The 26,832-nt window shown below is 63.8% G+C and carries 31 protein-coding genes and 1 pseudogene; 12 read left to right on the top strand and 20 right to left on the bottom strand.

Annotated features, from left to right (window positions below; all coding sequences use genetic code 11):
- Positions 1-89 precede the first annotated feature (89 nt).
- The gene (locus F6X37_RS26020) at positions 90-923 is read right to left on the bottom strand and encodes a DUF2182 domain-containing protein (protein ID WP_187613277.1); all 834 of its coding nucleotides are present in this window, start codon (positions 921-923) and stop codon (positions 90-92) included.
- Positions 920-1,684, bottom strand: a complete 765-nt coding sequence (locus F6X37_RS26015; protein ID WP_187613276.1) for a DUF899 domain-containing protein — start codon at positions 1,682-1,684, stop codon at positions 920-922. Before F6X37_RS26015 ends, F6X37_RS26020 begins: the two co-directional genes overlap by 4 nt.
- A 167-nt stretch (positions 1,685-1,851) precedes the next feature.
- Between F6X37_RS26015 and F6X37_RS26010 the strand changes: the two genes are divergently transcribed.
- The 5 genes from F6X37_RS26010 to F6X37_RS25990 all read left to right on the top strand — a co-directional run bounded on the left by F6X37_RS26010 (position 1,852) and on the right by F6X37_RS25990 (position 9,110).
- The gene (locus tag F6X37_RS26010; RefSeq protein WP_187613275.1) at positions 1,852-3,081 is read left to right on the top strand and encodes a helix-turn-helix domain-containing protein; all 1,230 of its coding nucleotides are present in this window, start codon (positions 1,852-1,854) and stop codon (positions 3,079-3,081) included.
- Between the two features lie 14 nt (positions 3,082-3,095).
- Positions 3,096-3,770, top strand: coding sequence for a glutamine cyclotransferase (locus tag F6X37_RS26005; RefSeq protein WP_187613274.1), 675 nt, complete (start codon positions 3,096-3,098; stop codon positions 3,768-3,770).
- A 630-nt stretch (positions 3,771-4,400) separates the two neighbouring features.
- Positions 4,401-6,797 carry an alkaline phosphatase family protein gene (locus F6X37_RS26000; RefSeq protein ID WP_262420025.1) on the top strand — a complete coding sequence of 799 codons (2,397 nt, stop codon included), beginning with the start codon at positions 4,401-4,403 and terminating at the stop codon, positions 6,795-6,797.
- A gap of 123 nt (positions 6,798-6,920) precedes the next feature.
- Positions 6,921-8,411 (top strand): cytochrome-c peroxidase, encoded by a 1,491-nt coding sequence (locus tag F6X37_RS25995; protein ID WP_187613272.1) that lies wholly within the window; start codon positions 6,921-6,923, stop codon positions 8,409-8,411.
- A gap of 27 nt (positions 8,412-8,438) precedes the next feature.
- A complete protein-coding gene (locus F6X37_RS25990) occupies positions 8,439-9,110 on the top strand; it encodes a hypothetical protein (protein WP_187613271.1) in 672 nt (223 codons plus the stop codon).
- 87 nt (positions 9,111-9,197) lie between these two features.
- On the opposite strand, the gene F6X37_RS25985 is transcribed toward F6X37_RS25990, so the two are convergent.
- From F6X37_RS25985 to F6X37_RS25955, 7 genes are read right to left on the bottom strand one after another with little or no spacing between them, the layout of a single operon-like run.
- Entirely contained in the window at positions 9,198-12,293 is a 3,096-nt protein-coding gene (locus tag F6X37_RS25985) for a complex I subunit 5 family protein (protein ID WP_187613270.1), read from the bottom strand.
- A complete protein-coding gene (locus tag F6X37_RS25980; protein WP_184023510.1) occupies positions 12,287-12,661 on the bottom strand; it encodes a sodium:proton antiporter in 375 nt (124 codons plus the stop codon). The genes F6X37_RS25985 and F6X37_RS25980 overlap by 7 nt, the downstream gene beginning before the upstream one ends.
- Before the next feature lie 16 nt (positions 12,662-12,677).
- A complete protein-coding gene (locus tag F6X37_RS25975; protein WP_184059171.1) occupies positions 12,678-13,382 on the bottom strand; it encodes a Na(+)/H(+) antiporter subunit B in 705 nt (234 codons plus the stop codon).
- Positions 13,379-13,723, bottom strand: coding sequence for a monovalent cation/H(+) antiporter subunit G (mnhG, locus tag F6X37_RS25970; protein ID WP_187613269.1), 345 nt, complete (start codon positions 13,721-13,723; stop codon positions 13,379-13,381). Before mnhG ends, F6X37_RS25975 begins: the two co-directional genes overlap by 4 nt.
- A gap of 3 nt (positions 13,724-13,726) precedes the next feature.
- Complete coding sequence (locus F6X37_RS25965; RefSeq protein ID WP_018422732.1) at positions 13,727-13,969, bottom strand: hydrogenase subunit MbhD domain-containing protein; 243 nt, start codon at positions 13,967-13,969, stop codon at positions 13,727-13,729.
- 3 nt (positions 13,970-13,972) lie between these two features.
- Positions 13,973-14,233 carry a monovalent cation/H+ antiporter complex subunit F gene (locus F6X37_RS25960; RefSeq protein ID WP_018422733.1) on the bottom strand — a complete coding sequence of 87 codons (261 nt, stop codon included), beginning with the start codon at positions 14,231-14,233 and terminating at the stop codon, positions 13,973-13,975.
- The gene (locus F6X37_RS25955) at positions 14,226-14,753 is read right to left on the bottom strand and encodes a Na+/H+ antiporter subunit E (protein WP_187613268.1); all 528 of its coding nucleotides are present in this window, start codon (positions 14,751-14,753) and stop codon (positions 14,226-14,228) included. Before F6X37_RS25955 ends, F6X37_RS25960 begins: the two co-directional genes overlap by 8 nt.
- 461 nt (positions 14,754-15,214) lie before the next feature.
- Between F6X37_RS25955 and F6X37_RS25950 the strand changes: the two genes are divergently transcribed.
- The 3 genes from F6X37_RS25950 to F6X37_RS25940 all read left to right on the top strand — a co-directional run bounded on the left by F6X37_RS25950 (position 15,215) and on the right by F6X37_RS25940 (position 17,098).
- Positions 15,215-15,997 (top strand): ABC transporter substrate-binding protein, encoded by a 783-nt coding sequence (locus F6X37_RS25950; protein ID WP_184023501.1) that lies wholly within the window; start codon positions 15,215-15,217, stop codon positions 15,995-15,997.
- Positions 15,998-16,250: 253 nt separating this feature from the next.
- Positions 16,251-16,577, top strand: coding sequence for a DUF190 domain-containing protein (locus F6X37_RS25945; protein WP_090811812.1), 327 nt, complete (start codon positions 16,251-16,253; stop codon positions 16,575-16,577).
- Positions 16,578-16,813: 236 nt separating this feature from the next.
- The gene (locus F6X37_RS25940; protein WP_187613267.1) at positions 16,814-17,098 is read left to right on the top strand and encodes a hypothetical protein; all 285 of its coding nucleotides are present in this window, start codon (positions 16,814-16,816) and stop codon (positions 17,096-17,098) included.
- A 205-nt stretch (positions 17,099-17,303) separates the two neighbouring features.
- Here F6X37_RS25940 and F6X37_RS25935 read toward each other — a convergent pair whose 3' ends face one another.
- The 5 genes from F6X37_RS25935 to F6X37_RS25915 all read right to left on the bottom strand — a co-directional run bounded on the left by F6X37_RS25935 (position 17,304) and on the right by F6X37_RS25915 (position 19,680).
- On the bottom strand, positions 17,304-17,732 hold the full coding sequence (locus F6X37_RS25935; protein ID WP_184045223.1) for a VOC family protein: 429 nt from the start codon (positions 17,730-17,732) through the stop codon (positions 17,304-17,306).
- Positions 17,733-17,880: 148 nt separating this feature from the next.
- On the bottom strand, positions 17,881-18,360 hold the full coding sequence (locus F6X37_RS25930) for an SRPBCC family protein (RefSeq protein ID WP_090810571.1): 480 nt from the start codon (positions 18,358-18,360) through the stop codon (positions 17,881-17,883).
- Entirely contained in the window at positions 18,353-18,688 is a 336-nt protein-coding gene (locus F6X37_RS25925) for an ArsR/SmtB family transcription factor (RefSeq protein ID WP_184045227.1), read from the bottom strand. Before F6X37_RS25925 ends, F6X37_RS25930 begins: the two co-directional genes overlap by 8 nt.
- A 122-nt stretch (positions 18,689-18,810) precedes the next feature.
- Positions 18,811-19,140 (bottom strand): hypothetical protein, encoded by a 330-nt coding sequence (locus tag F6X37_RS25920; RefSeq protein WP_187613266.1) that lies wholly within the window; start codon positions 19,138-19,140, stop codon positions 18,811-18,813.
- 87 nt (positions 19,141-19,227) lie between these two features.
- Entirely contained in the window at positions 19,228-19,680 is a 453-nt protein-coding gene (locus tag F6X37_RS25915; RefSeq protein WP_184068532.1) for a MarR family winged helix-turn-helix transcriptional regulator, read from the bottom strand.
- Between the two features lie 156 nt (positions 19,681-19,836).
- Here F6X37_RS25915 and F6X37_RS25910 point away from each other — a divergent pair, with 156 nt between their 5' ends.
- Positions 19,837-20,256 (top strand): PPC domain-containing DNA-binding protein, encoded by a 420-nt coding sequence (locus tag F6X37_RS25910; protein WP_184023491.1) that lies wholly within the window; start codon positions 19,837-19,839, stop codon positions 20,254-20,256.
- Between the two features lie 39 nt (positions 20,257-20,295).
- Here the strand turns inward: F6X37_RS25910 and F6X37_RS25905 are convergent, their stop codons facing one another.
- The 3 genes from F6X37_RS25905 to F6X37_RS25895 all read right to left on the bottom strand — a co-directional run bounded on the left by F6X37_RS25905 (position 20,296) and on the right by F6X37_RS25895 (position 22,064).
- A complete protein-coding gene (locus tag F6X37_RS25905) occupies positions 20,296-20,796 on the bottom strand; it encodes a LysE family translocator (protein WP_187613265.1) in 501 nt (166 codons plus the stop codon).
- A gap of 273 nt (positions 20,797-21,069) precedes the next feature.
- A complete protein-coding gene (locus F6X37_RS25900; RefSeq protein ID WP_187613264.1) occupies positions 21,070-21,261 on the bottom strand; it encodes a hypothetical protein in 192 nt (63 codons plus the stop codon).
- 398 nt (positions 21,262-21,659) lie between these two features.
- Positions 21,660-22,064 (bottom strand): DUF427 domain-containing protein, encoded by a 405-nt coding sequence (locus F6X37_RS25895; protein ID WP_184059155.1) that lies wholly within the window; start codon positions 22,062-22,064, stop codon positions 21,660-21,662.
- A gap of 348 nt (positions 22,065-22,412) precedes the next feature.
- On the opposite strand from F6X37_RS25895, the gene F6X37_RS25890 reads away from it, so the two are divergent.
- Positions 22,413-23,399, top strand: a complete 987-nt coding sequence (locus F6X37_RS25890; protein ID WP_187613307.1) for a hypothetical protein — start codon at positions 22,413-22,415, stop codon at positions 23,397-23,399.
- A gap of 232 nt (positions 23,400-23,631) precedes the next feature.
- The gene (locus tag F6X37_RS25885) at positions 23,632-23,973 is read left to right on the top strand and encodes a hypothetical protein (RefSeq protein WP_262420024.1); all 342 of its coding nucleotides are present in this window, start codon (positions 23,632-23,634) and stop codon (positions 23,971-23,973) included.
- Positions 23,974-24,015: 42 nt separating this feature from the next.
- Here F6X37_RS25885 and F6X37_RS25880 read toward each other — a convergent pair whose 3' ends face one another.
- The 3 genes from F6X37_RS25880 to F6X37_RS25870 form a co-directional block, all read right to left on the bottom strand.
- Positions 24,016-24,615 carry a hemerythrin domain-containing protein gene (locus F6X37_RS25880; RefSeq protein WP_187613263.1) on the bottom strand — a complete coding sequence of 200 codons (600 nt, stop codon included), beginning with the start codon at positions 24,613-24,615 and terminating at the stop codon, positions 24,016-24,018.
- A 66-nt stretch (positions 24,616-24,681) separates the two neighbouring features.
- Positions 24,682-25,107: a hypothetical protein gene (locus F6X37_RS25875; RefSeq protein WP_262420023.1), complete on the bottom strand. Its 426-nt coding sequence runs from the start codon at positions 25,105-25,107 to the stop codon at positions 24,682-24,684.
- Positions 25,094-25,345 carry a hypothetical protein gene (locus tag F6X37_RS25870; RefSeq protein ID WP_187613262.1) on the bottom strand — a complete coding sequence of 84 codons (252 nt, stop codon included), beginning with the start codon at positions 25,343-25,345 and terminating at the stop codon, positions 25,094-25,096. Before F6X37_RS25870 ends, F6X37_RS25875 begins: the two co-directional genes overlap by 14 nt.
- 959 nt (positions 25,346-26,304) lie before the next feature.
- Between F6X37_RS25870 and F6X37_RS25865 the strand changes: the two are divergent.
- Positions 26,305-26,829 (top strand): annotated as a pseudogene (locus tag F6X37_RS25865) (globin domain-containing protein); the annotation flags it as partial.
- Positions 26,830-26,832 lie beyond the last annotated feature (3 nt).

The raw sequence follows: 26,832 nt of genomic DNA, 5'->3' as shown, positions 1-26,832 counted from the left end.
CACTGTTTCCGAAACCAAAACAATAATGCGACAGCAAGGCCGTCGAGCGTCGATTTGCGAAGCGATCCGCAACAGCTGGCGCGCATGAGTCAGCCGGCTGATAGGGCCTGGATGAGCAGCAAGCCCACGCCGGCGACGGCTATGGCGCCGCTCGCCCGGGCGACGAGTGCGCCGTCCGGCGCAAGTCGCTCGGCCGTAATGGCGGCCGTCACGGCGGCCATCAAGCGCAAATCCGTCATGCCGACGACCAGCAGAATTGCCGTGAGACCCCCGCAGCAACCGGCGCAATCGATGCCGATGCGCAGACCGTATCTCCACGCGCTCGGCGCATCGGCGGGAAGGCTGGGTGTCGTGCGGCTGCAGGCGAGGCGGCGGGCTTTCCATGTGCTGAACTGCAACGCGCCCGCGAGCAATACGACCACGCTGACCGCCAGCGGCATCGAACGCGCGAGCGCTGGCCACCGCAACTCGAGCGCCGCGAGCGACGCGCCCAGTGCAAACACGGCCACGCCGAGCACCGTCCATACGACCGCATACGCGCCACTCACGAGCATCGTCAGCAGGGCCAGTCGCTGCGCACTTGCGCGCGAGCCGATCGCGTCGCGATAGCGCAGCAGCGTCGGCATCAACGACGGCAGCATCATCGCCGCCATCATCACGATCCACATGCCGATGAACGATGCCGCGGCGCGGGCCCACGTGCGCCCGCAGGTCGGCATCCACAGCGTCGACATCGACCAGCCGCCGGGCATCGGCAACGCGCCCATCGCCGCCATCGACGCGCCGTGGGCCAATGTCGCCGCGACGCTCGCGGCGAACATCAGCACGCAGACGCCGACGAACACGCGCTGCGATGAGCGCGCCGCGCGCCGTGTGGCAAGGCGCTGCCCGCTCAAGCAGACAGCGCGCACGAGCGGGCTCATGACCGCTCGTACTCGTCGTGACGGCGCCACCAGATGCCCGTCTCGTTGCGCCCCTTCGGCGCGCGATCGAGCCACTGGTACATGCCCCACAGCGCATCGACACCGCGCGCGTAAGTCGAGTACGTGTGATAGACGACGCCGTCTTCGAGCACGAACGCGCTCATGCCTGGCCGGTCGCGAGAATAGGTGGCCGCGTCGGTGCCGCAGGTCGCCGCGAACTGCGCGACCGGTTCGGGCGCGGGACTCACGTCCATCGCGTGACTGTTGCGTGCGTAGTTATACTCGATATCGCCGTTGCGCTGCTGCGCCTCGGTGAACGCGACGTTGAAGTCGAAATTGAAATCGCCGCCGGCCGACGAGGCCCATGGAAACGTCCAGCCCATGCGCTGCTTGTACGTCTGCAGCTTGTCGAGCGGCGCGCGCGACACCGCCGTCAGCATCACGTCGTGATGCGCGAGATGCACGGCGAAGCCGGCGAAGCCGTCCGCGATCGACGAGCATGACGGGCAGCCCGCCTTGTAGTCGGGGCCGAACATGAAGTGGTAGACGAGCAGCTGCGAACGTCCTGTGAACAGATCGGCGAGCGACGCGCTGCCTTGGTCGGTATCGAAGCGGTAGGCCTTGTCGACCCTGACCCACGGCAGCGCCTGGCGTTGCCGCGCGAGCTCGTCGCCTTGTCGCGTGTGGGCTTTTTCCGCGTCGAGCAGCGCGCGTCGCGCGGCGAGCCACTGTTCGCGTGTTCCGATCGGATGCGTAGTCATCGTGGGTACCTCCGTGAGTCGTGCCGCGCCGCGCGAACCCTTGCCCGACGGCGTCGGTGACGGTTGATGGTCGTGCTAGATTAGGGCCGGGCATCGATCGGGTGGGAGTGACAAGTGTGGCGGGATTCACTTGATGCATTGACGTGCTACGCGCGGACTCGCACGCCGTGGACGCGCTGATTTCCGCGGCGGCGCGCGCGCTCGCGGCCGGCGATCCGCTTGGCGCGCTCGACCACGTCGCGTTACGCGATGACGCGCCGGCGCTCGCGCTGCGCGGCATCGCGATGGCGCAGCTCGGCGATTTCGGGCGCGCAAAGGCGCTGGTGCGCGACGCCGCGCGCGCGTTCGGCGCGCAGCATGCGGTGGCGCGCGCGAGATGCGTGGTCGCCGAAGCGGAGATCGCGCTGGCGTCGCGCGATCTCGCATGGCCCGCCAAGACACTCGACGCGGCGATCGCCACGCTCGACGCGTACGGCGATCGCGTCAATGCCGCGCATGCGCGGTATCTCGCGGCGCGGCGTCTGCTGCTGATCGGCCGTCTCGACGAAGCGGAGCGCAAGCTTGCCGCGCTCGATCCCCGGCCGTTTCCGCCCGCACTGCGTGCCGCGCATGAACTGGTGGTCGCGGGAGTCGCGCTGCGGCGTTTGCGCAGCGGCGCCGCCCGTGCCGCGCTGGCGCGGGCCGGACGCGCGGCACGCGAGGCCGGCATTCCGGCGTTGATCGCGGAAGTCGAAAGCGCGTCGGTGGCACTGGGCAAACCGGCGGCGCGCATGATCGCGCATGGCGAAGAAGAACCGATCCTGCTCGATGAAGTCGAGAAGCTGTTGACCTCGAATCGCGCTGGCGGCGCGTTGATCGTCGACGCTTGCCGCTACGCGATCCGCGATGCGAACGCGGCGGTTGCGCTCGCGAGCCGACCGGTGCTGTTTGCGCTCGCCCGCATGCTCGGCGAGGCATGGCCCGACGACGTGCCGCGCGACGCGCTCGTCGCACGGGCGTTCCGCGCCAAACGCGCCGACGAATCGCATCGCGCGCGGCTGCGCGTCGAGATCGGCCGGCTGCGCACGGCGCTCGGCACGCTCGCGAGCGTCAGCGCGACGACGCGCGGCTTCGCGCTCGCGCCGCGTCACGCCCGCGAGGTCGTCGTGCTGGCGCCGCCGGTCGAAGGCGAGCATGCGGCGCTGCTCGCGTTTCTGTCGGATGGCCAAGCGTGGTCGAGTTCCGCGCTTGCCCTCGTGCTCGGCGCGAGTCAGCGCACCGTGCAGCGCTCACTCGACTCGCTCGCCGCGGCCGGCAAGGTGCAGCCAGTGGGCGAGGGGCGCGCGCGCCGCTGGATGACGCCGCCGCTGGCCGGATTCGCGACGGCTTTGTTACTCCCTTCCCCGTTTCCTTCGTGATTAGGATGGCCACCATGAACCGCTCTGCCGCCAGAATCGTCCGTGAATATGGGCCCTTTACGGGTGTCGACAAAGTGCATGGCGTCACCTACGACGGCCGACAGGTGTGGATCGCGACCGGCGAACGGCTCGACGCGTTCGATCCGGCGAGCGGCGAGACGCGGCGCTCGATCGCGGTGCCCGCCGACGCGGGCACGGCCTTCGACGGCGAACACCTGTTCCAGATCGCGCACGGCCGCATCCAGAAGATCGACCCGCAGAGCGGCCGCGTGCTGTCGACGATCGCGGCGCCCGGCGACGGCGGCCAGTCGGGGCTGACATGGGCCGAAGGTTCGCTATGGGTCGGTCAGTATCCCGAACGAAAAATCTATCAGGTCGATCCGGACACTGGCGCGGTGCTGCGCACGATCGAATCGAATCGCTTCGTGACCGGGATCACGTGGGTCGACGGCGAGCTATGGCATGGCACGTGGGAAGGTGACGAGAGCGAGCTGCGGCATCTCGATCCGCGTAGCGGCGAGGTGCTCGAGCGCGTCGAGATGCCGGCCGGCGCGGGCATTTCCGGACTCGAATCGAACGGCGCGGATCTGTTCTTCTGCGGAGGCGGCGGCAGCGGGCTCGTTCGCGCCGTGCAGCGTCCCTTGCGAGAGAGCGACTCGCAATTGCCGGTCGATTCGACGAGAGAGTGATTCGTCATGCAAGCAGCGCGTCCTCGTTATCCGGCGCTGGTATTTGGCTCACTTATACTCGCCGATAACGTAAGTCATCGTTGGTAAACGAAGTATTCCATTGCGTTACTCTTATCGCGAGACTACTCCCCATACGCGGGCCGCCTGCAGCGACTTCTAGCAGGCCGTGGCAAAGCACTCAGCCACCGCCGGATAGCGGTCCCGTCATCTCGCTTCTTCAGCCTCGCCCCACCCGTGCTCGCATCAGACCCACCGACGCGGCGCATGCGCCACCACCCGGTACTCGAAAGTCCAAACCGCAACACACTCGGATGCTGCACTGCACACGCGAAGTATTCCGAGTGTTTTTCAATAGTAGCGGGGAATTGAGAGCATTTTCGCTGCATCCGCAACAACTACGACGGTTGGTTCTCAACTTTATTTTCGTCTTCGTTGCTTGCCCGTGCATTGCGGCTTTTCGAGAAGATGTGATCAGAACCAAGCCAGGTTCTCACTCCAATCCTTATCGCGTGCAGACATACCGTTTACACAATCCCTTCATATTATTCGCTGGTTTTACCAAGTGTTGCCCCACACAAGCGGTTGCCGATACAACTAACAAAGGGTCCCCAAATGTCATCGCATCACAAAATGCGCCCAGCGCTTTGTCTAACGTCCGTTGCCGCTGCCTGCGTGCTCGCAGCTTGCGGCGGAAATTCGGATAGCCCCTCTGCCAGCAACAACAACGGTGGCACGACCGCCGGCACGACTTACTCGGGCGTGGTCGCCGCAACTGCCTTCGTCCCGGGCAGCTCGAGCGGCAACCCGACCTTGAAGGCCGGCTACTACTCTGGCGCCACCGTGTTCGTCGATGCCAATGGCAACGGTGTGCTCGACAGCGGCGAAGCCTCCGCGAAGACCGACAGCAACGGCCATTTCTCGTTGACCACGACCGCCACGGGTCCGCTCGTCGCTGACATCACGACCTCGGCCACCAACACGGCATCGGCCGCCAAGGTCGCCAGCCACCTGATCCTGCGCGCTTCGGCCGACCAGATCGCCGACCAGGGCGCCACCAAAGTCGTGATCAGCCCGATGTCGAGCGAAGTGCAGCGCCTCGTCGAAGCCAACGGCAGCAAGTACGCGACCGAGAAGGCTAATCTGTCGACCCGTCTGTCCGGCCCGGCATTCAACGACGCCTCCGTGACGGTTCCCGCCGGCGACGTCCTGGCCGACGCCAACACCCTGTCCGGCGCCGAGCAGTACGCGGTGCTGTTCGAAGAAAACGCACTGACGAACCGCTACACGTACGCCACCACGAAGCTCGATCGTGGCGACAAGTACCCCGATGCGCTGGCCGTTGCCGGGGGCGACCCCACCCTGACCGGCGTTTCCGGCATCACCGCTGGCGAAACCATTCCGACGGATACGCGTAAGGCGATCACCTTCGCACAAGCCCAGCAGGCTGCGTTCAACGTCGAAGCGATTCCGCGTTACGACAACGTCTTCGTGATCATGCTGGAGAACAGCAGCACGAATCGCGTCAAGGGTTCGGCGTACATGCCGGCGGTCAACTCGATGATCACCAACGGCAACTACTTCTCGACCTACTTCGCGACCGGCAGCCCGTCCGAGCCGAACTACACCGCCCTGGGCGGCGCCGACGACTTCGGTATCGGCGACGACAACTGGTGGGGTTGCGCCGCGACCGGCGCCAACGCCCCGACGGACAAGGCTTTCGCCGGCGGCACGGCTTCCGACGGCCAGCCCCTGCCGTCCCACGTCGCGCTGACGCCGAACGACCCGATCATCGGTACCACCGCCGGCGGCGCCACCGTGGCCGTTGGATCGCTGCTGTCCAATTACACGGTGGCCGCCAACAAGGCGTGCTCGACGGACGGCACCGGTTCCGTCGCCAACCACAACATCATGAACGCGCCGAACCTGTTCACGCAGATTTCGAGCGCGGGCCTGACGTGGCGTACCTACAGCGAATCCATGAACCCGGGTCAGGATCCGCGCGCCGACAGCCTCGGTGACACGGGTGTATCGCAGGCCTACAACCAGACGGACGGTAGCATCACCGTGACGGGCACGCCGTTCGCCATGCCCGGTTCGCTCTACAAGACCAAGCACCATCCGGGCATGGCCTATCAGAACGTGCGTAACCAGCCGGAGTTCTTCGCGAACAACCGCACGATCTTCGGTACCCAGTACTACACGAACGCGGCCGACCTGACCAACACCACGCTCTACAAGGTTCCGACCGGCTACAACGTCGACCAGTTCAGCACCGACCTGGCCAAGGGCGACGTCGGCACCCTGAACTTCATCATGCCTGACCAGTGTGATGACCTGCACGGCACCGGCAGCGACGGCACCTGTAAGGACAGCGCGACCGCCTCGGGTACCGTTCCGGCTCACGCGCTGCTGACCCGCGCCGACTACTACACCAACGCCGTGGTGCAGAAGATCAAGGCCTCGCCGCTGTGGCAGAACAAGCAGCGCAACGTTGCCATCGTGGTCATGTTCGACGAAGGCAATGGCACGTCCAACGGTGCCGGCAGCTCGTGCTGCGGCTGGGACGTGGGTGGCAAGGCTACGCAGATGCAGAACGCGGACGGCAGCTGGACTCCGGTTCAGGCGAAGTACGGCAACGGCAACAAGGGCCATGGCAACTCGATCTTCGTCCTGATGACCAACCAGCAAGACGTGGGCTCCGCGCCGAAGGGCGTCGCCGACAGCGATACGTACAGCCACTTCTCGTTCGTGCGCACGGTGCAGGACATGTTCCAGCTGGCCGACCCGGCTGTTCCGACCTCGTACGCCAACCGTTCGAAGTACACGGAGTCGTACATTGCGCAGAACATCGCCAACCTGCCTGAGTACGCTGGCAGCGCCGACACGCACTACGACGCGGTTCGTCCGATGAACCACGCCTACGTGATTCCGGCCGGCTACACGCAGAAGTTCCAGACGGGTGACGTGAGCGATCCGGCGCAAGTTGGTCCGGACGCGACCCAGAAGAACCTGTGGGCGACGAAGTAATAAAAAGCACTAAACGGTAAGCACGCGCAAGCGTGCCATTCATCAAGCAGTAGCCTGCGCGGGGGAGCGGTTCGGCCGCTCCCCCGCCAGCTGTCTTATCGAACAAAGCCGGGGGGAGTAGCGATGCGCAAGGTTTATGCGGGGGCGCTGTATGTCATCTTGTCGACACTGGCCGCTTGTGGGGGCGGGGGCTCGTCACAGTCTGCTTCGACGGACGCAGGCACGGGCTCCACGGGCTCCTCGGGCTCCACGGGGTCGGCGCCCACGAGCAAGCTGAGCGCTGCGGCCCAGGTCGGTCAGCAAATGTTCTTCGACAAGAACCTGTCCGGCGGCAAGAACCAGGCATGCGCGAGCTGCCACGATCCGGCGTATGCCTACGGCCCGCCCAACAGCCTGGCGGTGCAGCTGGGTTCCGATGGCGTATCGGAAGGCCAGCGCGCGGTTCCCTCGCTGCGCTACAAGGCCATGACGCCCGCCTACGACGACAACGCCTCGAACCCGGACGGCATCACGGCGAACGCGCCGGGCGGCGGATTCATGTGGGACGGCCGCGGCAAGACGCTGGCCGACCAGGTGGCGCTGCCCCTGCTCAATCCCATCGAGATGAACAACGCCTCCAAGGACGCGGTGGTGCAAGCGGTAAAGAGCTCCTCGTATGCTGCACAGTTCACGGCGGTGTACGGCCCGGCCGTGTTCGGCGATACGGACACGGCGTTCCAGGACATCGGACTCGCGCTGCAGGCCTACCAGAACGAGGACCCGAGCTTTGCGCCGTATTCCAGCAAGTTCGACCTGTATGCGAACAACAAGATCGGCGGCACGTTGACGCCGGCCGAATTGCGCGGGATGAACCTGTTCAACGATACCGATCACGGGGCCGGCTGCGTGGCCTGCCATTTCATGGGCGCCAACTTCAACGGCTCGAACGCGCTGGGGACCGACTTCACCTATCAGGCGATCGGTGCGCCGCGCAACGACACGTCGATCCCGGACAATCCGAACCCCATCGCGGCCAACCTGAACGCGAGCTACTACGACATGGGGCTGTGCGGCCCGATCAATAACGGCAGCTATGACAGCCACACGCCGCTTTCGGCCACCAGCGGCGCCGGCCCGGACCCCTTTACGGGCGTGAACAACCCGGATCCGTATTGCGGCCGCTTCAAGGTGCCGACGCTGCGCAACGTCGCCGCGCGCAACGCCTTCTTCCACAACGGCGTATTCCACTCGCTGGAGCAGGTGGTTCGCTTCTACAACACGCGCGACACCAACCCCGAGTACTGGTATCCGTCCACGGGTGGCGATTCGACCAAGCTGACCAGCAACCCGGGCTATGCGCTGCAACCCACCTATGCAGCGGGCGCGACGGTGAACATGTTCAACGATCTGCCGGCCGCCTACCAGGGCAATATCGACGAGGAACTGCCGCTGGGGCAGGGCCAGACCGACGCGGGCGGCACCACCGCGTTGAACGGTGCGCAGCCGCGTGCTGTCCATTCGGCGCCGCAACTATCGGATCAGGACGTGCAGGACGTGATCTGCTTCCTGAATACTTTGAGCGACGGCTACCAGCCTCCCGCGACCCAGCCCACGAGCGGTAGCTGCGTGAATTGATCTCTTTGAATACTTGAACTATCCACGATGATGCATTTTTCGAATCCGGTGCGCGGCACTGCCATTGCGGTTTCCCTGACGGCGTCGTTCCTGCTGGGCGGTTGCCAGAACAAGGCCGAGCCTACCGCGGAGAACTTTACCAACACCATCACGCACTACCTGGCCGATCGCGGCCACCTGTGCGTGGCGAAATACAATTGGCCCATCCACGTGGCCGATCAGGACATCGTGGTCACGCATTCCCGCGATGCGCTGCAATTGCCGGTGATGGTAAAGCTGGGCCTCGTCAAGAGCACCGTCATGACGGTCGAGCGCACTGGCGAGGACGGCGCCAGGATCGAGGCGCCGGGACGCGAGTATGCGCTGACCGACGAAGGCAAGAAGTTCTACCTGCACAAGCCGGTGGTGGTGGCGACGCCCGGCAAGACGGTCACGCACGACGCCGATTTTTGCGTGGCCACGCTGACCCTGGACAAGGTGGTGGGCTGGGAGCCGCCCCAGACTCACGACGGCGAGACCAGGACCTCGGTGCTCTACACCTATAAGATCGACCCGGCGCCTTTTGCCAGGACTCCTGAGTTCCAGCGAGTGTTTCCCATGGTGGCGCGCGTGATCGAAGGCGCGGGCACCATGCAACTGCGCGAAGGCGTGCGCTTGACCAAGGACGGCTGGGTAGCGGAAGAATATCTCGTTCGATGATCGTTGAGTTCGCCGACGCCGTGCTCCGAGGCGATCGTTCCCGCACGTGGGCCGGTCCATGCCGCTGCGCCAGGACCAGGTGCACCCTTACGGTGTCCTCGCTGGACTCAGCCCCGTGCTCGCAAAATAGATCGCGAGAAAATACAGCAGCACATAGAGCGCGTAGGTCTGCCCGTTGCCGGTATAGACGCGGCGTATCCGAGCCGCCGCCACGAGCGCGAAGTGCGATATGCCGCGCCAGAACATCTGCGCGACCGGCGGCACCGTGCGGCTCAGGATCGGCCGGTAGAAGTGGTAAAAATCCGGGGCGTTGCGCGCATTGCCGCGGCAGCTGCGGTAGTACAGCACACCGAGCCCGAACACGATCGCCGTGACGATCAGCACGACGATCACGACCGGCGTCGGATTCCAGAACCCGTAGATGCTTTCGAGCGACATGCCGCCCCACACCAGTGTCGCCGCGAACTGCGGATCGATCGCGGCCGACACCGGTTCGAGCAACACCTTCGGAAAGAACGACAGGATCACGATACCGACCACGAACAGCAACTGCGGCACCAGCAGCATCACAGGCGCTTCGCGCACCTGCGGCCGCTGCGGCGGGCGCGGTTTGAGGAAGACACCGTTCAGCAGGCGCAGCATGTACAGAAAGCCGGCGCAGGTCGCGATCAGCCCGCACACGGCGAGCCCGTACCAACCCTTGTCGGTCATTGCGCTCAGCAGCAGCCATTTGCCGCCGAAGCCCATCAGCGGCGGCAGGCCCGACATCGACACCAGCGCGATCACGACCATCGCGAACGTGAGCGGCATCTCGCGCGCGAGGCCGCCCACATCGGCGAAGTTGCGCGTGCCGGTGCGCGAGATCACGCCTGCGAGCGCGAGGAACAGGATGCCCTTCACGAACATGTGATTGGCGACCAGATACAGCGCGGTGACCCAGCCGAGATGGCTCATCAGGCCGATCGCGGCGACGATATAGCCGGTCTGGCTCATGCTCGACAGCGCGAGCATCCGTTTGAAGTCGTTCTGCCGCAACGCCATCAGCGCGCCGAACAGGGCCGTCAGCATGCCTATCCAGGTCATCGCGTGCGCGAGTTCGAGGCCGACCTCCGAGCGTATCGTCAGATAGGTGCCGATCAACAGGCCGAACATCGCGACCTTGCTGACCACCGCCGACAGCATCGCGGTCACGTCGTCTTCCGCTTCGGTGTAGGCGCCCGGCAGCCATACATGCACGCCGATCGCGCCGGCCTTGATCAGGAAGCCCGCCGCGAGCAGCACGAACGCGCGGTTTGCCTCCGGTCCCGAATGGATCAGCGCCGACAGCGCGATGCTGTCGTCGACCGCCGCGACGTTGGCGAAGCCCGCCAGCAGGAAGAACGCAGCCAGCAGCGAAAACAGCAGGAAGGTCAGCACGTGCGGTCCCGCGCGCCGGCACTTCGCGATCAGGAAGCACGACGACAGCGTGATGATTTCCCAGCTATAGAAGAACTCGAGCGAGGTGGATGAGCGCAGCAGCGCCGGAATCGACAGCGACAGCACGACGAGCATCGGATAGAAGCCGGCGCGCACGTCGTCGCGATAGAGACTCGCCGCTGCGATCACGAGGCTGCCCGCGAGCAGCAGCCAGGCGAACAGTCCGGCGATACCGCGCGAGCCCTCGCAGAGCAGACTGCCGATCAATCCAATCGCGATCACCGCGAGCACGCCTTTCACGCGCCCCGGCAGACGATCGGCCGCATAGAACAGCGCACCCGCCGCGAGCGGCGAGAAGATCCACGCCGACACGACGCCCGAGAACACGGCTGCCATATAGGCCGCCGCGATCAGCAGCACGGCGACGCCGAACAGCGGCAACAGCGCGGCAATGTTCGGCCGGGCTTTGGCCTCGACGTCGGACGGAGCCAATGCGCGCACGAACCAGTGGAACATATAACCCGCTTCGAGCAGCGAGCCGGTCAGGATCAACACGATCCAGTACGGCTTGCCGGCGGCGGTCAGGCGCATCACGAGTTCCCACTTCGCCCAGAAGCCGGGGAATGGCGGCAGTCCCGCGATCGCGACCAGGAAGAGGCCGAGCAGGCCGATCAGCAACGGGCTGCGCGACAGGATCGCGCGTGCATCGTCGCCGTGCCGCCGCAGCACGCCGATCAGCCAGAACAGCCCCGCCTTCGCGAACAGATGGTTGATGAAGAGCCCGCCGACGACGAGCGGGATCGATGCGTCCGCGCCGATCTGGCGCAACAACGCGAGCGACAGCATCAACAGCGCCATCTGCCCGATCGACGAATAGCCGAGCAAGCGTTGCGGCTTCGTCTGCTTGATCGCGAGCAGGTTCGAGAACAGGAACGTGACGCCGCCCGAGACGGCGAGCAGCGTCAGCAGGCCGTCGAACAGCGGCAGCAATTTCAGCAGCGCGAAAAACACGCCCGCCGATACGCCGACCGATACCATCGCGCCGACGCCGCTCGGCGCGGTCTCGTAGACGTCGAGCCCCCAGCCGTTGGCCGGAAACGGCTTCAGCTCGATCACGAGACTCGCGAATACGAGCAGGATCGCGGTCGTGCCGATCGGGCCGCGGAGCTGGTCGCGCAGCGACAGCAGTTCGTCGATGTTCAGCGTGCCGCTCACGTAGTAGAGCAGCACCGCGCCGAGCAGAAAGAGCGTCGACGCGATCACGGTCGCAAAGATGTACTTGAACGCGGCGGCGAGCGCGGCGGGCGTGCGCTCGAGCCCGAACAGGCCGTATGTCGCGATCGACACGATCTCGAGAAACACGAACAGGTTGAACAGGTCGCGAGTCATCACCATGCCGTCGATGCCCATCACCAGAATCAGGTACAGCAGCAACGCCGCGTAGTTGCCGCGCAGACGGTCCCACAGATGCCATGCGCCGAGCAGCGCGACCACATTGACGCTGAACGTGAAGAAGCCTTCCCACAGGCCGAAGCGCAGATTGATCGACACCGGCGGCAGCGCGCCCGCGGTCAGCACCTCGATCGTGTCGCCGCCGTCGAGCAGGCCGTAGAACGACACGCCGGAGACGAGCACGATGCCGCACAGCGCGATGAAAAAGCCGAGCGTGAGCCATGGCTTGCCGAGCCGGTACAGCAGCGGAATGGCGAAGCCGCCGCCGAGCCCGAGAATGAAGATGTGCAGCGGATGAAACAGCGCGGCTACCATTTCGACTCGGTGAAGGCGTCGATGGAAAGCGTCTTTTTGGCGGCATGAAGACGGATCGCGAACGACAGCATGATGGCGGTGACCGATAGCCCGATCACGATCGCCGTGACGACGAGTGCCGACGGAATCGGATCGATCGCGCGGTGCGCGGCGGCGGATTTGCTGAGCGCTGCGTCGATGATCGGCGCGGTGCCGCCCGTGACGTAACCGGTCGCGACCATCACGATGTGCAGGCCCGTGTCGATCACCGCGAAGCCGATGATGATGCGCAGGATGTTGCGGTGGGTCAGCATGCCCCACAGGCCGATCAAGGAAAGGCAGAAGCCCGTGATCAGCAGGATCTTCGAAACCGGGATGCCCGTGCTCATGCGCTCTCCTTCTCGTTCAGCTTCTGAACCGGTCGATGATGACACTCAGCTCCGCGCCGACCTTGACGCCGAGCAGCGTGGAAATCAGCGGGATCGCGCCGGCGCTGAAGAACGCGCCGAATTCGCCGCGCGGCAGAAAGCGCGGGTCGAGAAAACCGCCCGCGAGCACGAGGCCGAGAATGCCGATGCACACGTAGATCACGCCCGCAAGCGACTCGACGACGCTCAGCAGCGCGACGTTCAGCGTCGAGCGGGGCCGCGCGAGCAGCATCAGCATCACGGCGGACGCGACGATCGCGCCGCCCTGGAAACCGCCTCCCGCCGACAGATGTCCGTTGACGATCACGTAGCCGCCGAAGGTGAGGATCATCGGCAGCAGCACCTGCTTGCCGGTATGTACGATCTCGCCGGCTGGGCGGCGCGCGGGCGCGGATTCGTCTGCCGCAGCGGCGGAGGTCGCGTTGCTTTCCTCTTTCAGCAGCACGCCGACGCTCGCCGCGACCATGAACAGCACCGCGACTTCGCCGAGAGTGTCGAAGCCGCGAAAGGTGATCAGAATGCCGGTCACGATGTTCGGCGCGCCGAGTTCGAGCGGCCCTCTGACGACGTAGTACCAGGCGAGCGGGCGCAGCGCCTGCAACTCCGTGTAGCCGCCGACCAGCCGCCAGAACACGACCGCGAACAGCAGCACCGTCAGCAGCGCAAACGCGCGACGCATCATGATTCGGCCTCCCCCGCGGTGCGCCCGCCTTCGTCGGCGAGTGCGTCGGTGATCGTGGACGAGGTCATCGGCGTGCGGATCAGCCAGGCGGCGCGCGATAGCGCATGCGAGGACACCGGGTTGGTCACGAGCACGAAGTAGATCAGCAGGATCAGCTGGAAGGTCCAGTTCGGGTGATAGAACGCGAGGCCGATCAGCACGAGCATGTTGCCGAGCGTCGACGCCTTGGTGCCGGCCTGAATGCGCGTATACGCATCCGGCATGCGCAGCAGCCCGAGGCCGGCGGAGAACAGAAAGACGGCGCCCACCAGGATGAACACGCTGCCGATCAGTTCGAACATGCGCTAGCCCTTCTGATAACCGGTTTTGCGGATCGCGTACAGAAAGATGAAGGTCGCGAGTCCGGAACCGATCGCGGCTTCGGCCATCGCGACGTCGGGCGCGGCGAGCAGCAGGAAGGCTATCGCGGCGAACAGGCTCGCGAGCCCCGAGCTCACCATCGCGGCCAGCAGATTCTTCAGGCAGACGGCCAGTACGCCGCTCACGAGGATGCTCGCGCACATCAGCAGCAGGAGCAGTTCGAGCATGGCTCACAGCCCCCTTTCGAGAAAGCGCGCAATCGCGAGCACCGCGAGAAAGCTCAGCAGTGCATAGACAAGTGCGACGTCGATATAGACGAAACGACCGGAGACTTGCGCGTACAGCGCGATCAGCGACAGCGAGACGACCGTCAGCATGTCGATCGCGACGATGCGGTCGACGAGGGTCTTGCCGATCACGAGACGGATCACGCCGAACAGGATCGCGAAGAAGATCAGCACGGCGGCGATCCGGAGCATGATCTCAGCCAAAGACTTTCTCCAGATGCTTTTCGAACGGTGCGACGAGTGCCTCGGTCGCTGCGTCGATATCGGTCGTCTTCACGTCGAGCAAGTGAATGAATAGTATGTCGTCCCGAATATCCATGACGAGCGAGCCCGGCGTGAGCGCAATCGAATTGGCGAGCGCGAGACGGCCAAGCGGTGTTTGGAGGCGCATGCGAACCTTGACGATGCCGGGCTTGATGTCGATACGCGGCGAGTACACCAGCGCCATCACGTTCAGATTGGCGCGTACGAGCTTGACGACGAAGGTCGCGCTATACGCGGCGAAGTGATACGGTGCGCCTGGCGTTAGACGTAGGCGCTGCCATGCTTCGCTCGATGATACGAAGACACGCGCGATGACGAAGGTAATGACGAGACCGACGAGTGCGGGTTCGACGGCGAGCGATGCATTGGCGATCATCCAGATGACGAACAGGACGACCCAGAGGCCAGGCATTCCCCGAGGAACGAACGACGACACCGGTTTTCCGTTGTTCGCAGCCATGTCATCGGTTCCTCGGGAGGCCTTGCGGAAAATTCTAAGTGACAACTTATGGCAAAGCAACCGGCGCACGGTTGTCCGTTGGTGGTCGTTTTGTGTGCGTCAATCCGCGCGGCGCTTATCGGCTGCTCATCGAGTGAATTAGTGTCATTGCGATCCGTTCAATAAAATGGCGCGCGAAAAGCCGACGCCGATCGGCGCGCATTTATTTTGAAACAGACTGCGTTGCCGCGATAAGACGCGACGTTGAATCCCTAAGCGGCGCCGTACCGTTTTTTAATCACCTGCGACTGATCCGAATCTGGAAGTCTTGTCGCCAATCTATGCGCGCGCTGCATAAATTGATTTTTTTAATGAATTTGCGCCGGCGACCAGATCCCGGTCGAATGTCGGGTTTCGCGCGGTCCGCATGTGTCGCCGTGCCGCCGGTTTGAATTCTTCAAATGACCAATAAAGGAGCAACAATGAAAGCCATGCTGGCAACCCTGACGATTGCGCTGCTGGCCGTCTCGTCCGGAAGCGCAATCGCCAAGGATTGGTCGACCGTGCGGTTCGGGGTCGACGCGAGCTACCCGCCGTTCGAATCGAAAGCGGCCGACGGCAAGCTCGTCGGCTTCGATATCGATCTCGGCAATGAGATCTGCCGCCGGCTCAACGCGAAATGCGTGTGGATCGAGAATTCGTTCGACGGCATGATTCCCGCGCTGAAAGGCCGCAAATTCGACGGCGTGCTGTCGACGATGTCGATGACGCCCGCGCGTCAGGCGCAGATCGCGTTCTCGTCGAAGGTGTTCCGCATTCCGACGCGTCTGGTCGCGAAGAAGGGCTCGCCGATCGAGCCGACGCCGGAAGCGCTGAAGGGCAAGCGCATCGGCGTCGAGCAGGGCTCGATTCAGGAAACCTACGCGAAGACGTATTGGGAGCCGGCCGGCGCCGCGATCGTGCCGTATCAGGATCAGGATCTGGTGTATTCGGATCTGCTTGCCGGCCGTATCGACGCGTCACTGCAAAACGCGGTGCAAGCCGATATCGGCTTTTTGCGCACCGCGCGCGGCAAGGACTTCGGATTTGCCGGCAATCCGCTTTACGACGCGAAAACGCTCGGCAGCGGCACAGCGATTGGTTTGCGTAAAGAAGATACCGATCTGCAGGAAAAGATCGACAAAGCCATTGCCGAGATCCGCGCCGATGGCACTTACGACCGCATTGCGAAAAAGTATTTCGATTTCGACGTGTACGGTCAGTGAGCCGGGGCCGCGCCGCACGTGAGCAGTTTCGACCTGGCACTCGCGCGGCCCGACACCTAAACTTGTGTCATGACCGTCCTGAGCCGTGCTGCGGCAAGCGGGGATGCCCGAATCGGTTGCAACCGGCGCCTCACGCGGCGTTGCAGGTTTCCGCTTACAAAAGTAAGCGGGCAGGGGACGGCGCACTGCGGCCACCGGCTCGCGTGCGGATCGCCTTGCGCACACGGCGCGATCCGCATTGGGGGGCACCGACATGCACGGCTTTCAGATCACGTTCTTCACCCAGCAGGGGCGCAGCCATCATGGCAAGCCGCTTGCCGACTGGCTCGTGCGTCTCGCGAGCGAACTCGGCCTGCGCGGCGCGACCCTGATCCCGGCTAGCGAAGGCATCGGCCATCATCATCGCATTCACTCCGCGCACTTCTTCGAGCTTGCCGATCAGCCGTTGTCCGTCGTGATGGCGGTGACGAGCGACGAAGCCGATCGGCTGTTCGATCGACTGCGCGCGGAAGGTTTGCATCTGTTCTACGTGAAGACGACCGCCGAGTTCGGCGTCGTCGGCGAGGCCGACGGGGCTTGAACGACCGGGCCTCGATGGCAAGCCCCACGCCTCGCTCGTCCAGGCGACGAAGTCGGCCGCCATGTCGGAGTCGGTGCGTGCTTCCAGCTTGCCGCTGCGGCACGCGTGGCGGAACACCTCGTAGTCCTGCTCGACCTGGTCCGCGTACGCGCGCGAGTAGACGCGCGCCCGGTGTGGCGATTGGGCATGGCGCATGCTTCGCTGCAAGAGCCGAGTCATCCCAGGGAGAGCGAATCATGCGGCAGGTTTCGGCAAACATCCTGATCGCGCTGTCGGCCGTTGCGTTGCTGGCGGGCGCATCCGGCTGCAAGCGGACGGCCGGGAATGGCGGTATCTCGACGGGCCAGGCGAGCAGCGGTGTCATGAGCAATTCGGCGAGCCCGCGCGGCACACCGGGCGATAGCGACGCGGCAAATCGTGCGAACGCCGAGGCGGGCGCGGCGGCGAGCGCAGCGCCCGCCGCGAGCGACGCCGCGTCGGTCCACAGCACGCCGGCGAGCACGGCGTCCGCGACGCAGTAAGCGTCGCTTAGGCGCGGCGGCGCATTGGTCGCCGTTCCATGCGCGCAGGCTCGCTCTCGGTCCCGCGCATGGCGACGCCGCGCGCAGCAGGCGCAGCCTTCCTGGCAGACATGACTCATTGAAAGACGGACCGGACAGGTAGTTGCGCCGCGGCGAAGCGGCGCTCGCGTGTGCGTGTGATATGGAACGCCGGCCCGCTTCAATGCTATGCCGTGGGCTCCTCGTGCCGCACATTGACCATCCAGGGCACGCCGAAGCGGTCGATCAACGTGCCGAAGCCGCTGGTCCAGAAGGTCTGCTGGAATGGCATCGTGATCTGTCCGCCGTCCGCCAGCGCGTTGAAGTACTTTTCGCCGGACGCCTGGTCGTCGGCGGTGACCGACAGGCTGAAGCCCGCATGCACGGCATTGCCGCCGCGGCAATCGCCATCCGACATCAGCACGTGCGTGTTACCGATGACGAGCGTCGCGTGCAGGATCTTGTCGGCGTGTTCGGGCGCCACCGGGCGAGCGGGATCGGGCGGCGCGTCTTTCGCGCGCAGCTTCAGCAACTCCTGCGCGCCGAGCGCCGAACGATAGAACTCAATGGCTTCCTCACAACGGCCATTGAAGAACAGATAGGGCTGGATTTCCATGCTGATTTCCTGAGACGGGCGAGGGTCGGGCAGACGATTCTATCAGCGTGATCTCGCGGCCGGCCGGCCGTCGAACCTGGGATGCATCGTTCGGCCCCACGATGAAGCCACACACCTGATGCTCTACAGCGTATCCCCGCATCAGGCATCAGGCCTTCCCGGCATGACTCCCGCCATTGGCCGGATAAGCCTCCTGCAACGCGATCGAGCCTGTCTCCAGCAGCGATTTGAGGTTGGACATGATCTTCGGCCAGCCACCCGACACCGCCTCGATGAATTTCGATGGATCGCGCTCGATCGTATGCGTGAGCGTCAACTTGACCGCCGTTCCGCTCGGTTCGAGCTCCATCGTGCAGCGCGAATCGCCTTCGGCCTGCAACTCGGGACGAATCTGGTGCTGCCAGCGGATCACCAGACGCCGCGGCGGATCGGCCTCCACGATCTCGCCCGCGTCGAAGATCTGGCCGCCGCTCGACACGAGTTTCCACGACGAGCCCGCCGTCCATTCGCTTTCGCAGTGCATGCCGAACCAGTACTGCTTGATGAACTCCGCGTCGGTGAGCGCCGACCACAACTGTTCCGGCGTAGTGCGGATATAGGTCACATAGACGAACGTCGATCTAGTCATTGCCTTTCTCCAGGCGTCGTTTCAGGGTCGAGAGCGCCTTCAGGCGCGGCTTTTCGAACTTGGCAATCCAGCGCTCGTAGATCTGCTGCAGCGGCACCGGATTGAGGAAGTGCAACTTTTCGCGCCCGCTGCGTACGGTAACGACGAGGTTAGCCGCTTCCAGCAGGCCCAGATGCTGGGTCACGCCTTGCCGCGTCATGTCGAGGTGGTCGCACAGCTCGTTCAGAGTCTGGCCGTCGTGCGCGTGCAGCACATCCAGCAGCTTGCGCCGGCTCGGATCGGCGAGGGCTTTGAATAGCACGTCGGTGTCGTCGGGGCGCTCGGCCATGAACGGCTACAGGCAAGTAATTTATTGCATTTACTATAGGCAAGAAATTGCTTGCATGTCAAGGCGACGTGAGGGACATGCCGCAGGTTCGACACAAGCGCCGACTACCGTTTACGAGACGCTCAAGTACGTTTCGGAATGTTGCCGCCATGCAAAGGACCGAACAGCCGCGCACAGAGCATGCCCGTCGCCAGGATACCGAGGCCGAATGGCACGGCATCACCGGTTGCCTCGATCCGAAAGTCGCCAACACGAAAAACCAGAAGATAGCCGACGACCATATTGAAGAAGCCCCACAGTACATTGACGGTCGATGACGACAGCCCTTTTCCGGACGGCTTCGCGAACGGGCTCTGAAACGGCTCGCCCATCACACCGCTGACGAAATGCGGCACGGCATTCGCGAACAGAACACCGCCGAAAAAATAAGAGACGACATGCGGCCAATCCATTTCAGTTGCTCCTTGAATCGAGTAAATCGATGAGGTCGCGGGCTGTGCCTGTTTCGATGCCGGTTCGGATGAAGTACCTGCAAACGTTCAGGAGTCAGCGAGTCGCTGCAGCAGTTCCACCGCGGCGGCGAGCGTGGCCTGTTCTCGCGGCGATAGCTGCGCTTGCAAGGCACCGATCAGCCAGTCCTCTTTGGCCGCCCGACTTGCCTTGAGCGTTCGTCTGAACGTGGGGGTGAGATGGATAAGAGTTTTGCGTCCGTCGGTTGGATCCGCTTCGCCTTTGACGACGCCCAGCGTCTCCAGACCGGCAACGGTAATGCGCATGGACTGGGGCTTTACGCGCTGCGCTCGCGCTAGCGCGGAAACTGTGGCTGGGCCGCCGCGCTCCAGATGAAACAGCACCGACTTCTGCGCCGACGTAAAGTCGCTCGATTGCGAATGTTCTCGCGCGCGGCGAACCAGTTTGCTCACGGCAATGCGCAGTTCGCCCGCAAGGGCGGCTAGATCGGTAGATTGGGAAGACGGTGATTGTCGTGACATGCCGGGAACATAGCATATATACAGTTTAACTGTACAAGTAAACTGAAGATATTTTCGCCATCGAGTCCGCACGAACCCGGCATAAACAAGCGCCTGTGAGATACTTCCTCATTCACGCATAATCCCCGAGTCCACCGCGTCTCAACCGGCCCAGGCATGCAAGCTCATCCCCTCCGACTCGCGCCCGGCGACGACCTTCGCGTCGCCGTCGAAGACGCACTTCGTCAACGCGACCTGCAAGCGGCCTTCGTCGTCCAGGGCATCGGCAGCCTCCACGTTGCGGCATTGAGGTTCGCTGGCGCGCAAGCGCCGACGGAAATTCGCGGCGACCTCGAAATATTGACCCTCGCAGGCTCCGTCTCGCCCGATGGCGCTCATCTGCACATGTCGATCGCGGATGCGCGCGGGCAGGTATTCGGCGGTCATGTGGCGCGCGGCTGCACGGTACGCACGACCGTCGAGTTGTTGCTCGTGTCGGTTCCGGGCTATTCGTTCGCGCGGGAGCCTGATCCGCAGACGGGTTTTATGGAACTCGTGATTCGCGGCGGCGGCGCTCCGCAGTCCGGCTCCGCCTGATCACGCAAAGGCGCTATCGCCTCGCGCGCCGGAAGTCGCTCAACGCCCCGCCAACATTCGCCCGCCGACCCCCACCAACAGCACACCCGCTGCCGTATCCAGCCCGGCCTTGCGCCGAACCAGCGTGCGCCGAACCGACGGATGCGAGGCAAGCAACGCCATCGCGCAGTACCACGCGCACGAAATGCCGATCGACAGCGCCACGACCGCGATATCGAGCCACAACGGCGCATGCGCGGGCACCATCAACGCAAAGATGCTGCCGTAGAACGCGATGGACTTCGGGTTCGTCACGCTGACGAAATAGCCTTTCTTCGTCGCAGCCCAGCCGGACGCGGTGCTGCCGACGTCCGCGGACAACGGCCGCCGCGCGGTCACGATCATCTTGATGCCGAGCCAGATCAGGTAAAGCGCGCCGGCGATCCGCAGCACGGCGCTGAGCCACGTCACGTGCGTGACGATCAGAAAGTTGGGTCCCGGGCTCGCGACGCTTAGCAACAGGACGCCCGCAAGCGCAAGCAGGATGTTGACGGAATGCAAGAAGAATTCTCCGTGGCGGGCCGAGGTGTTAAGGTCTTGTTAGTTGGGGTGATCCATTCGACGCGCATGCGCTGTGAACCTGATTCGATTCCGCGCGTGATTTTTCGCGAGTCGTCAAGCACAAAAATGGCACGGGCTATTGCAGACCCTGCCGTTTCGCCGGTCGGTAGTCGAATATCGCCAGGCGTCATCCCAGTGAATGAATCAAGGCCTGATCCGTCACCTGCACCGGCCTGACCTTGATCGATTGACTATAAAGCGGTGGCGGCGGCGTCAGCAGCTTGCTGCATAGCCGCGCGTGACTTCGAGAAAGGCGCGCCGAATTTTCGACAGCCCCTCGACGCCCGGCAGACACAGCAACAGATAGCCGCGGTTGTCGAGCATCGCGACCGCGTGCCCCGTGCCGCCGTTCTTCAGGTCTTCGGCCACCGCTTCCTTCAGAAATGGCGCGAGCCCCGTTATCATCGACCAGCGCGCCGCCAACGCTGAACGAGCCGGCGCAGTTCGCCGTCATCGCCTGGAGCGCGGCCTGTGTCATCGCGGATTCCGTCGATGTAACTTTTTCAGCCATGTTGATTCATCTCTGTGGCGCGGATTGAATACCGACTGCAAAGAGAATGAGCGGAACCGGCGGTCGGATGCGCACCCATCTGGGTGGTTGGCGCCGGCATGAAAGCCGAGTGAGGGAGCAGGCGTGACGGTAGATTCTGTTACTTCGAACGCGAGAGGGAAACCCGCTCGGATTGATAGCTTGCGTGGTGCGAGCAGCGGCCGCCGCGCGGCGGCGCCGCCGTCCGTGCCGCTCGCGCCATGCCGGTCGCCGCGATCGCCGCGCCCGCACGCGGCGACGCGCGCGCGTTCGCCTAGTGCGCGGCCGGCTCCTGCGTGATGGAATCCACGCGGTCGGGATAGAACGCAAGGTGCTCGCGGATCGGCGCGACAGCGTCGTATGGGTGCTCGTAGGTCCACACCGCGTTGGTGCCGCGCTCGCCGGCCGAAGGAATCGAGAAGTATGCGCATTCGCCCTTGTACGGACAATAAGTGGCGTGCGCCGTGCGTTCGAGCCGGGTCATGTCGACGTCCTTGCGCGGGATGTACAGCACGGCCAGATAGCGGGCTTCGAGCAGCGTCAATGCGTCGTGCGTATCGGCAATCACGTGACCGCCTGCCATGACGATCACGCGCGCGTGGTGGTGCTCAATCATGATTGGATGATCCGGGCCGGGGATCTTGACGGGTTTGTCGTTCGGGACCGAATGAGTGGACATAACGAGGCTCCCTGCGAAAGTGGGGCTGCGAGGTTTCGTGCGTCGACGGCGATGTTCGTCGCCGAACGCCACGCAAGCGACTGAAGATCGCCCGTATTGCCGTACTACTTCCTTTCAGGTATTTCTATCACATACTAACGCAGACCTTCCAGGTGCTGTGAGCGGCGCGATGCCCGTCGGAATTGCATCAGTTGCGTGCGCGTGCTTTTGTGCAACGGGATGGCGACTTCGCGGAAGACGAACACGATCAGCCGACTGACAGGAGCGCGTCATGCTCGTTGGATATGCCGTGTATGACCCTGCAAGTGAGCCTGCAATCTCGTCGACAAATGGCGAGGTTGTTTGACTATGCCGGCGCTTCGGAAGTGTTGGTCACTTCGCGCATTTGGGGCGTGTGCCGCTCTAGCCTTGAACCTGTTGTCCTGCCCTTCGCACGCACAGGTCGCGCCGAGGCAATTGTCGAGCAATACCGTGATTGGCGGCAATGTAAAGCAGCACGCAGACGCTGTGCTCGCGATCATGACCTACACGACAGTCCCGGACGTGACGACCAGTAACCTGTCGGTCAACAACGGCCTGACGGGTAATCCCGGCTTCGGGCAGACGCAATTTGGCGGCGGCTTCACCCTCAGCAGGTCGTTTCCGTTGTACATGGAGGGCACGCTCGCCTACAGCCGCTACGATCCGATCTTCATTGCCACGGATGGCGCCCAGCAGCGTGCGGTGCCGACGAAGTGGAACACCTTCAGTGGCACGGTCGGCCTGGGGTGGGATTTCCGCATCACGGACGAACTGGTGTTCCGTCCGATCTTGAACGGCACGATTGGGCGTGTCTCGAGTGACCTGAAGGTAGGGCAGACCCTCTTCAATCGTGTCACCGACAGCAACCTGCAGTTCCTCGAAAACGGCTCGCTGAACGCCTACGGCTATGGCGGCTCCCTGATGCTCGACTACGAACACTACCGCGAAAACTACGAAATCGACGCCGAATTGCGGGCAACCGATATTTACCTGCGCAGTTTCGGCGGTTCTTCAGAGGCCGTTCAGGGCTCGGCCATGGCGCAGCAGGTGAGCCTATGGACGCGCTGGCGCGCGCCCACCGGCTGGCACGCGCTGGACCGGCCGGTCCGCTACGTGCTGGAAGCTGCTTACTCGCATTATTTCGGCGACAGTGCAGGCGTGCTGGGTTTCAACGACCTCACGTCGCTGGGAGTCGGCCTCGAACTCGACAGCAGCAGGTATCCCGTCATCGTCACCCGTACGCGCGCGATGGTGCGCTATGTGTTCGGTCGCAACGTGCACGGGGTGTCGTTCGGATTCGCGATGAGTTTCTAGCCGGGCCAGCTTGCCGGTCCAGCAACGAGGCTCGAACCCATGCGCGCGATCCAATGCTTCTCGTTCTCGCGCGGCCATGCGGTATAGCGCTTGCTCGGCCCAGACATGAATCGATCAAGGGAGCCGTGATGAACGACGAACCGAAACAGCCCGATGCCGGTAGGCAATCTGCCGGGCACGTTGTAGCAGAACCAGGCCCTGAACGAAGGGCCAAAACGAAGGACCTCGTGCCATGCGTACACTCGGACAGAGCCGGTCGACGAAGCGGATCGACAGCGAGCCGGACATGCGCCTGCAGAAGATAGAGATTGCCGACTTCCTCGTAAGCTGGACCGTCATCCGGGATTCGGAAGGCGCTTTCCAGTGGGTCGTGGTCGTGACGGAGCGTGGCGGCGAGCATCACACGATCTTCGAGCGACGCGGGACGTGCGGCCACGTGTCATGGGACGACGCGCTCGACATCGCGGCCGAAACCGCGCGCCGCGTCGCGGCCGGGCTCGTCGAGTCGGGTGAACCGGCGAAGACGAAACAGCGGCGCGGGCGCACGCCGGGTGCATCGCGCCCGAATCGTTGATGCGCGATCGCGGGCGGCGCCCCGTGGTGTCAGTAGAATGTGCTAGTTCCATTGACGCCGCGTCCGTGCCGCGCGACGCGACCTCGGCAGCCAATGCCGCAACGCGAGCAATACAGTCGATCCCAGCAGCAGCGTGGCAATCGGAAACGTGCCCGCGGCATTCACCGCAATGTCCATCGGGCGCTCTCCGAGCAACTGCATCCGGCGGCGCGTCATCGCGGCGCCGAGCGACTGCAGTTCGTTCTTCAGCACGCGCTCGGCGTCGGGCAGCAGGATGGTTTCCTCGTCGGCGACATGATGAGCGACTTCGCGGATCAGTTGATAAAAGAGCCCGTCGTAGGCGGCGTTTTCGGGGCCCATCCCGCGCAGCTTCGCGATCGTTGCGCGCATCTCGTCGTGCTCGGGACGGCTTTTTCTCAGTGCCTCGTCATTGCCGAGCGCGCGCTCGAGCGCCGGGTAGAAAATTTCCTCCTCGAGCTGCGCGTGGATATCGAGCGCGTCGCACACGCCGTTGACGATCGCGCGTTTGCGCCACCACGGCGTGGACGCGTGGTATCGGTGCGAAGCGGCGAGCACGTGCATATGGTCGAGGCGGATCATCGACGTAATCGACGGCGACAGCGATGAGGCGTCATTGGACATGGCGTTTCTCCAGGGAAAGGGTGCCGGCGGTTACCGCATGCGCCATTCCCGCTGCCCAGCAATCGCTCAACGCGGTGCCGGCTGCCGCGAGCGGAGTGCGTTGCTGCTCGTGAGGGCGCTCAACGCGGAGTCCGCGGCGTCCGCCGCACGGGCGAACAGGTCGTCGACGATTCGCCGCGCCGCGCTATATCCGCCCATCAACGCATCGGCCTCGGTGTCGAACGGCCGGCTGCCTCCAATGTCGACGCGCAGCGGCGAGAACGTTGCGACCGCAGCGCCCGCCTGATAGATGTGAACCACCGCCGCGTAGCGTGTGCGTACCGCCGCGCGCCCGGCGGGGCGCAACGTGAAATCCGCCTCGACGGTCACCTCGATCGTGAACCCGTGGTATTCGTAGGTCCGCCTCATCATCATGTCCTTCGTCGCGTGAGTGTGTGATCGTGCCGGTGCGCGATGATCATGCGCGACGGGCGCGGCGTTAATTGCCGCCATGCGCGCTCGAGCGGCGCTGGCTCCGTGCTTCGAGCGTAGCGAGCCGCGCTTGCGGCTGCAGCGCCGGCGGCAGTTCGGCGTTGGCCTCGATGCGCGCGCGCCAGTAAGCCGGCGTCGCAATTCCCGTGCCCTGCCAGTCGACGCGGTTGCATTGAACGAGTTGTTCGAGGCGCTGGACAATCGCGCTGATGTGCGTCAATTTCCTTGTGACGTCGTTGTGATTACGCGCGGCTTTCACAGGTTCTCTCCCCGTTTTGTTATCTCCAGCTTACTCGTCGTTCACAGTAAGTCATACCGGCTTGATGACATGTCCGAAAACGCCGGATTCAGCATGCTCGCATTTGCAAAAAAAAAAGTACATCGCAGTGAATTGTTCGAGACAGCCGCATTGTGGACAGCCCCGTCCACTCTCGCGCCGCAGTTTGCGGGACCCACATTCGACGAACCGACGCGCCGGATTGCTTCTACGCTCGACTGTTGGTGTGACGTCGTGATGACAGCGTGTGCAAACGAAGTTCGCGCCGTCGTCGGTTAGCCGGTCAAGTTCTGATCTGGATCAAAATAGCAAAAGGCGGTGTGGTGATCGCGCCGGCGCTCGGGTGCCCTCGTTGGAAATCCCTTTGTGCGTGGCACGATGAACGTGGTGACTATCGCGAGGGAGAGCGAAATGCCTGATGTCGGACAAGGCTCGTGCGCTACCGATGCACGCAAGCGCGGCGCATCCGCGCGTTGCGATGGTGATCGCAACGCGACTCACGCAGCGAAGAATCGGCGCGCGGCAGCGCTGCGCGGAACGCTCGTGATGACATTTGCCGTCGCCATGATGGGCGGGTGCGCGACGTCGGCCGAGCGCACCAATGTGCAGCCTTCGGGTCAACAGACGTGCAATGTGGCCGGCAAATTCTGCAACACGTTTTTCGGACCTTGACGGAAACGCTCCCAGCGCGTGTCGGCGCGCACGGCACGTTCCTGACCGGCCCGCGTTCGTCTGCAATCGGACGACCGATGTTGGACGTGTCGCGGCGCGCGCGTTTGCTCGGGCGTGTCCATGGCCTTCAGCTTGTGGACAGCGAGCATCGGTTGGAGGAGCATGGTCGCCTGGATACGCTTGAAGGGGTATGCGCGGTCGGACAATTCCACCCCACCATTTACGCGCACGAGCGAGGCAACCAGTCGTCCTATTGCAGGAGGAAAGAAATGCTGACGCAGAAAACCAAGGACATCGTCAAGGCCCCGGTTCTGACCGCGCACGGCTATACGATCATTCAACTTTTCTGCAGACGGCTCTTCGAGGCGCATCCCGAACTGAAGAACGTGTTCAACATGGCGCACCAGGAGCAGGGGCAACAGCAGGAAGCGCTCGCCCGCGCCGTGTACGCGTACGCCGAGAACATCGAGGATCCGGGCAGTCTCGCCGCGGTGCTGCGCAATATCGCCAACAAGCACGCGAGCCTCGACGTGAAGGCGGAGCACTATCCGATCGTCGGCGAACATTTGCCTGGCGAACCGAAGGACGAACAGCCGGTCGCGAACTTAGAGCCGGGCCAGTACATCGGCATTGCGGTCGATGTGCCCGCGCTCGGCCTGCAGCAGATCCGGCAATACAGCTTGTCCGACGTGCCGAACGGCCATAGCTATCGAATTTCGGTCAAGCGCGAGAGCGGCGAGGCCGGGCGGCCGCCGGGCTATGTGTCGGCGCTGTTGCACGATGACGTCGAGGTGTTC

It is taken from the genome of Paraburkholderia sp. 31.1 (assembly GCF_014397645.1).
In the GTDB taxonomy this organism is placed as follows: domain Bacteria; phylum Pseudomonadota; class Gammaproteobacteria; order Burkholderiales; family Burkholderiaceae; genus Paraburkholderia; species Paraburkholderia tuberum.
The sequence above is the reverse complement of the archived record's forward strand: the minus strand, read 5'-3'. Positions and strand labels throughout refer to the sequence as shown.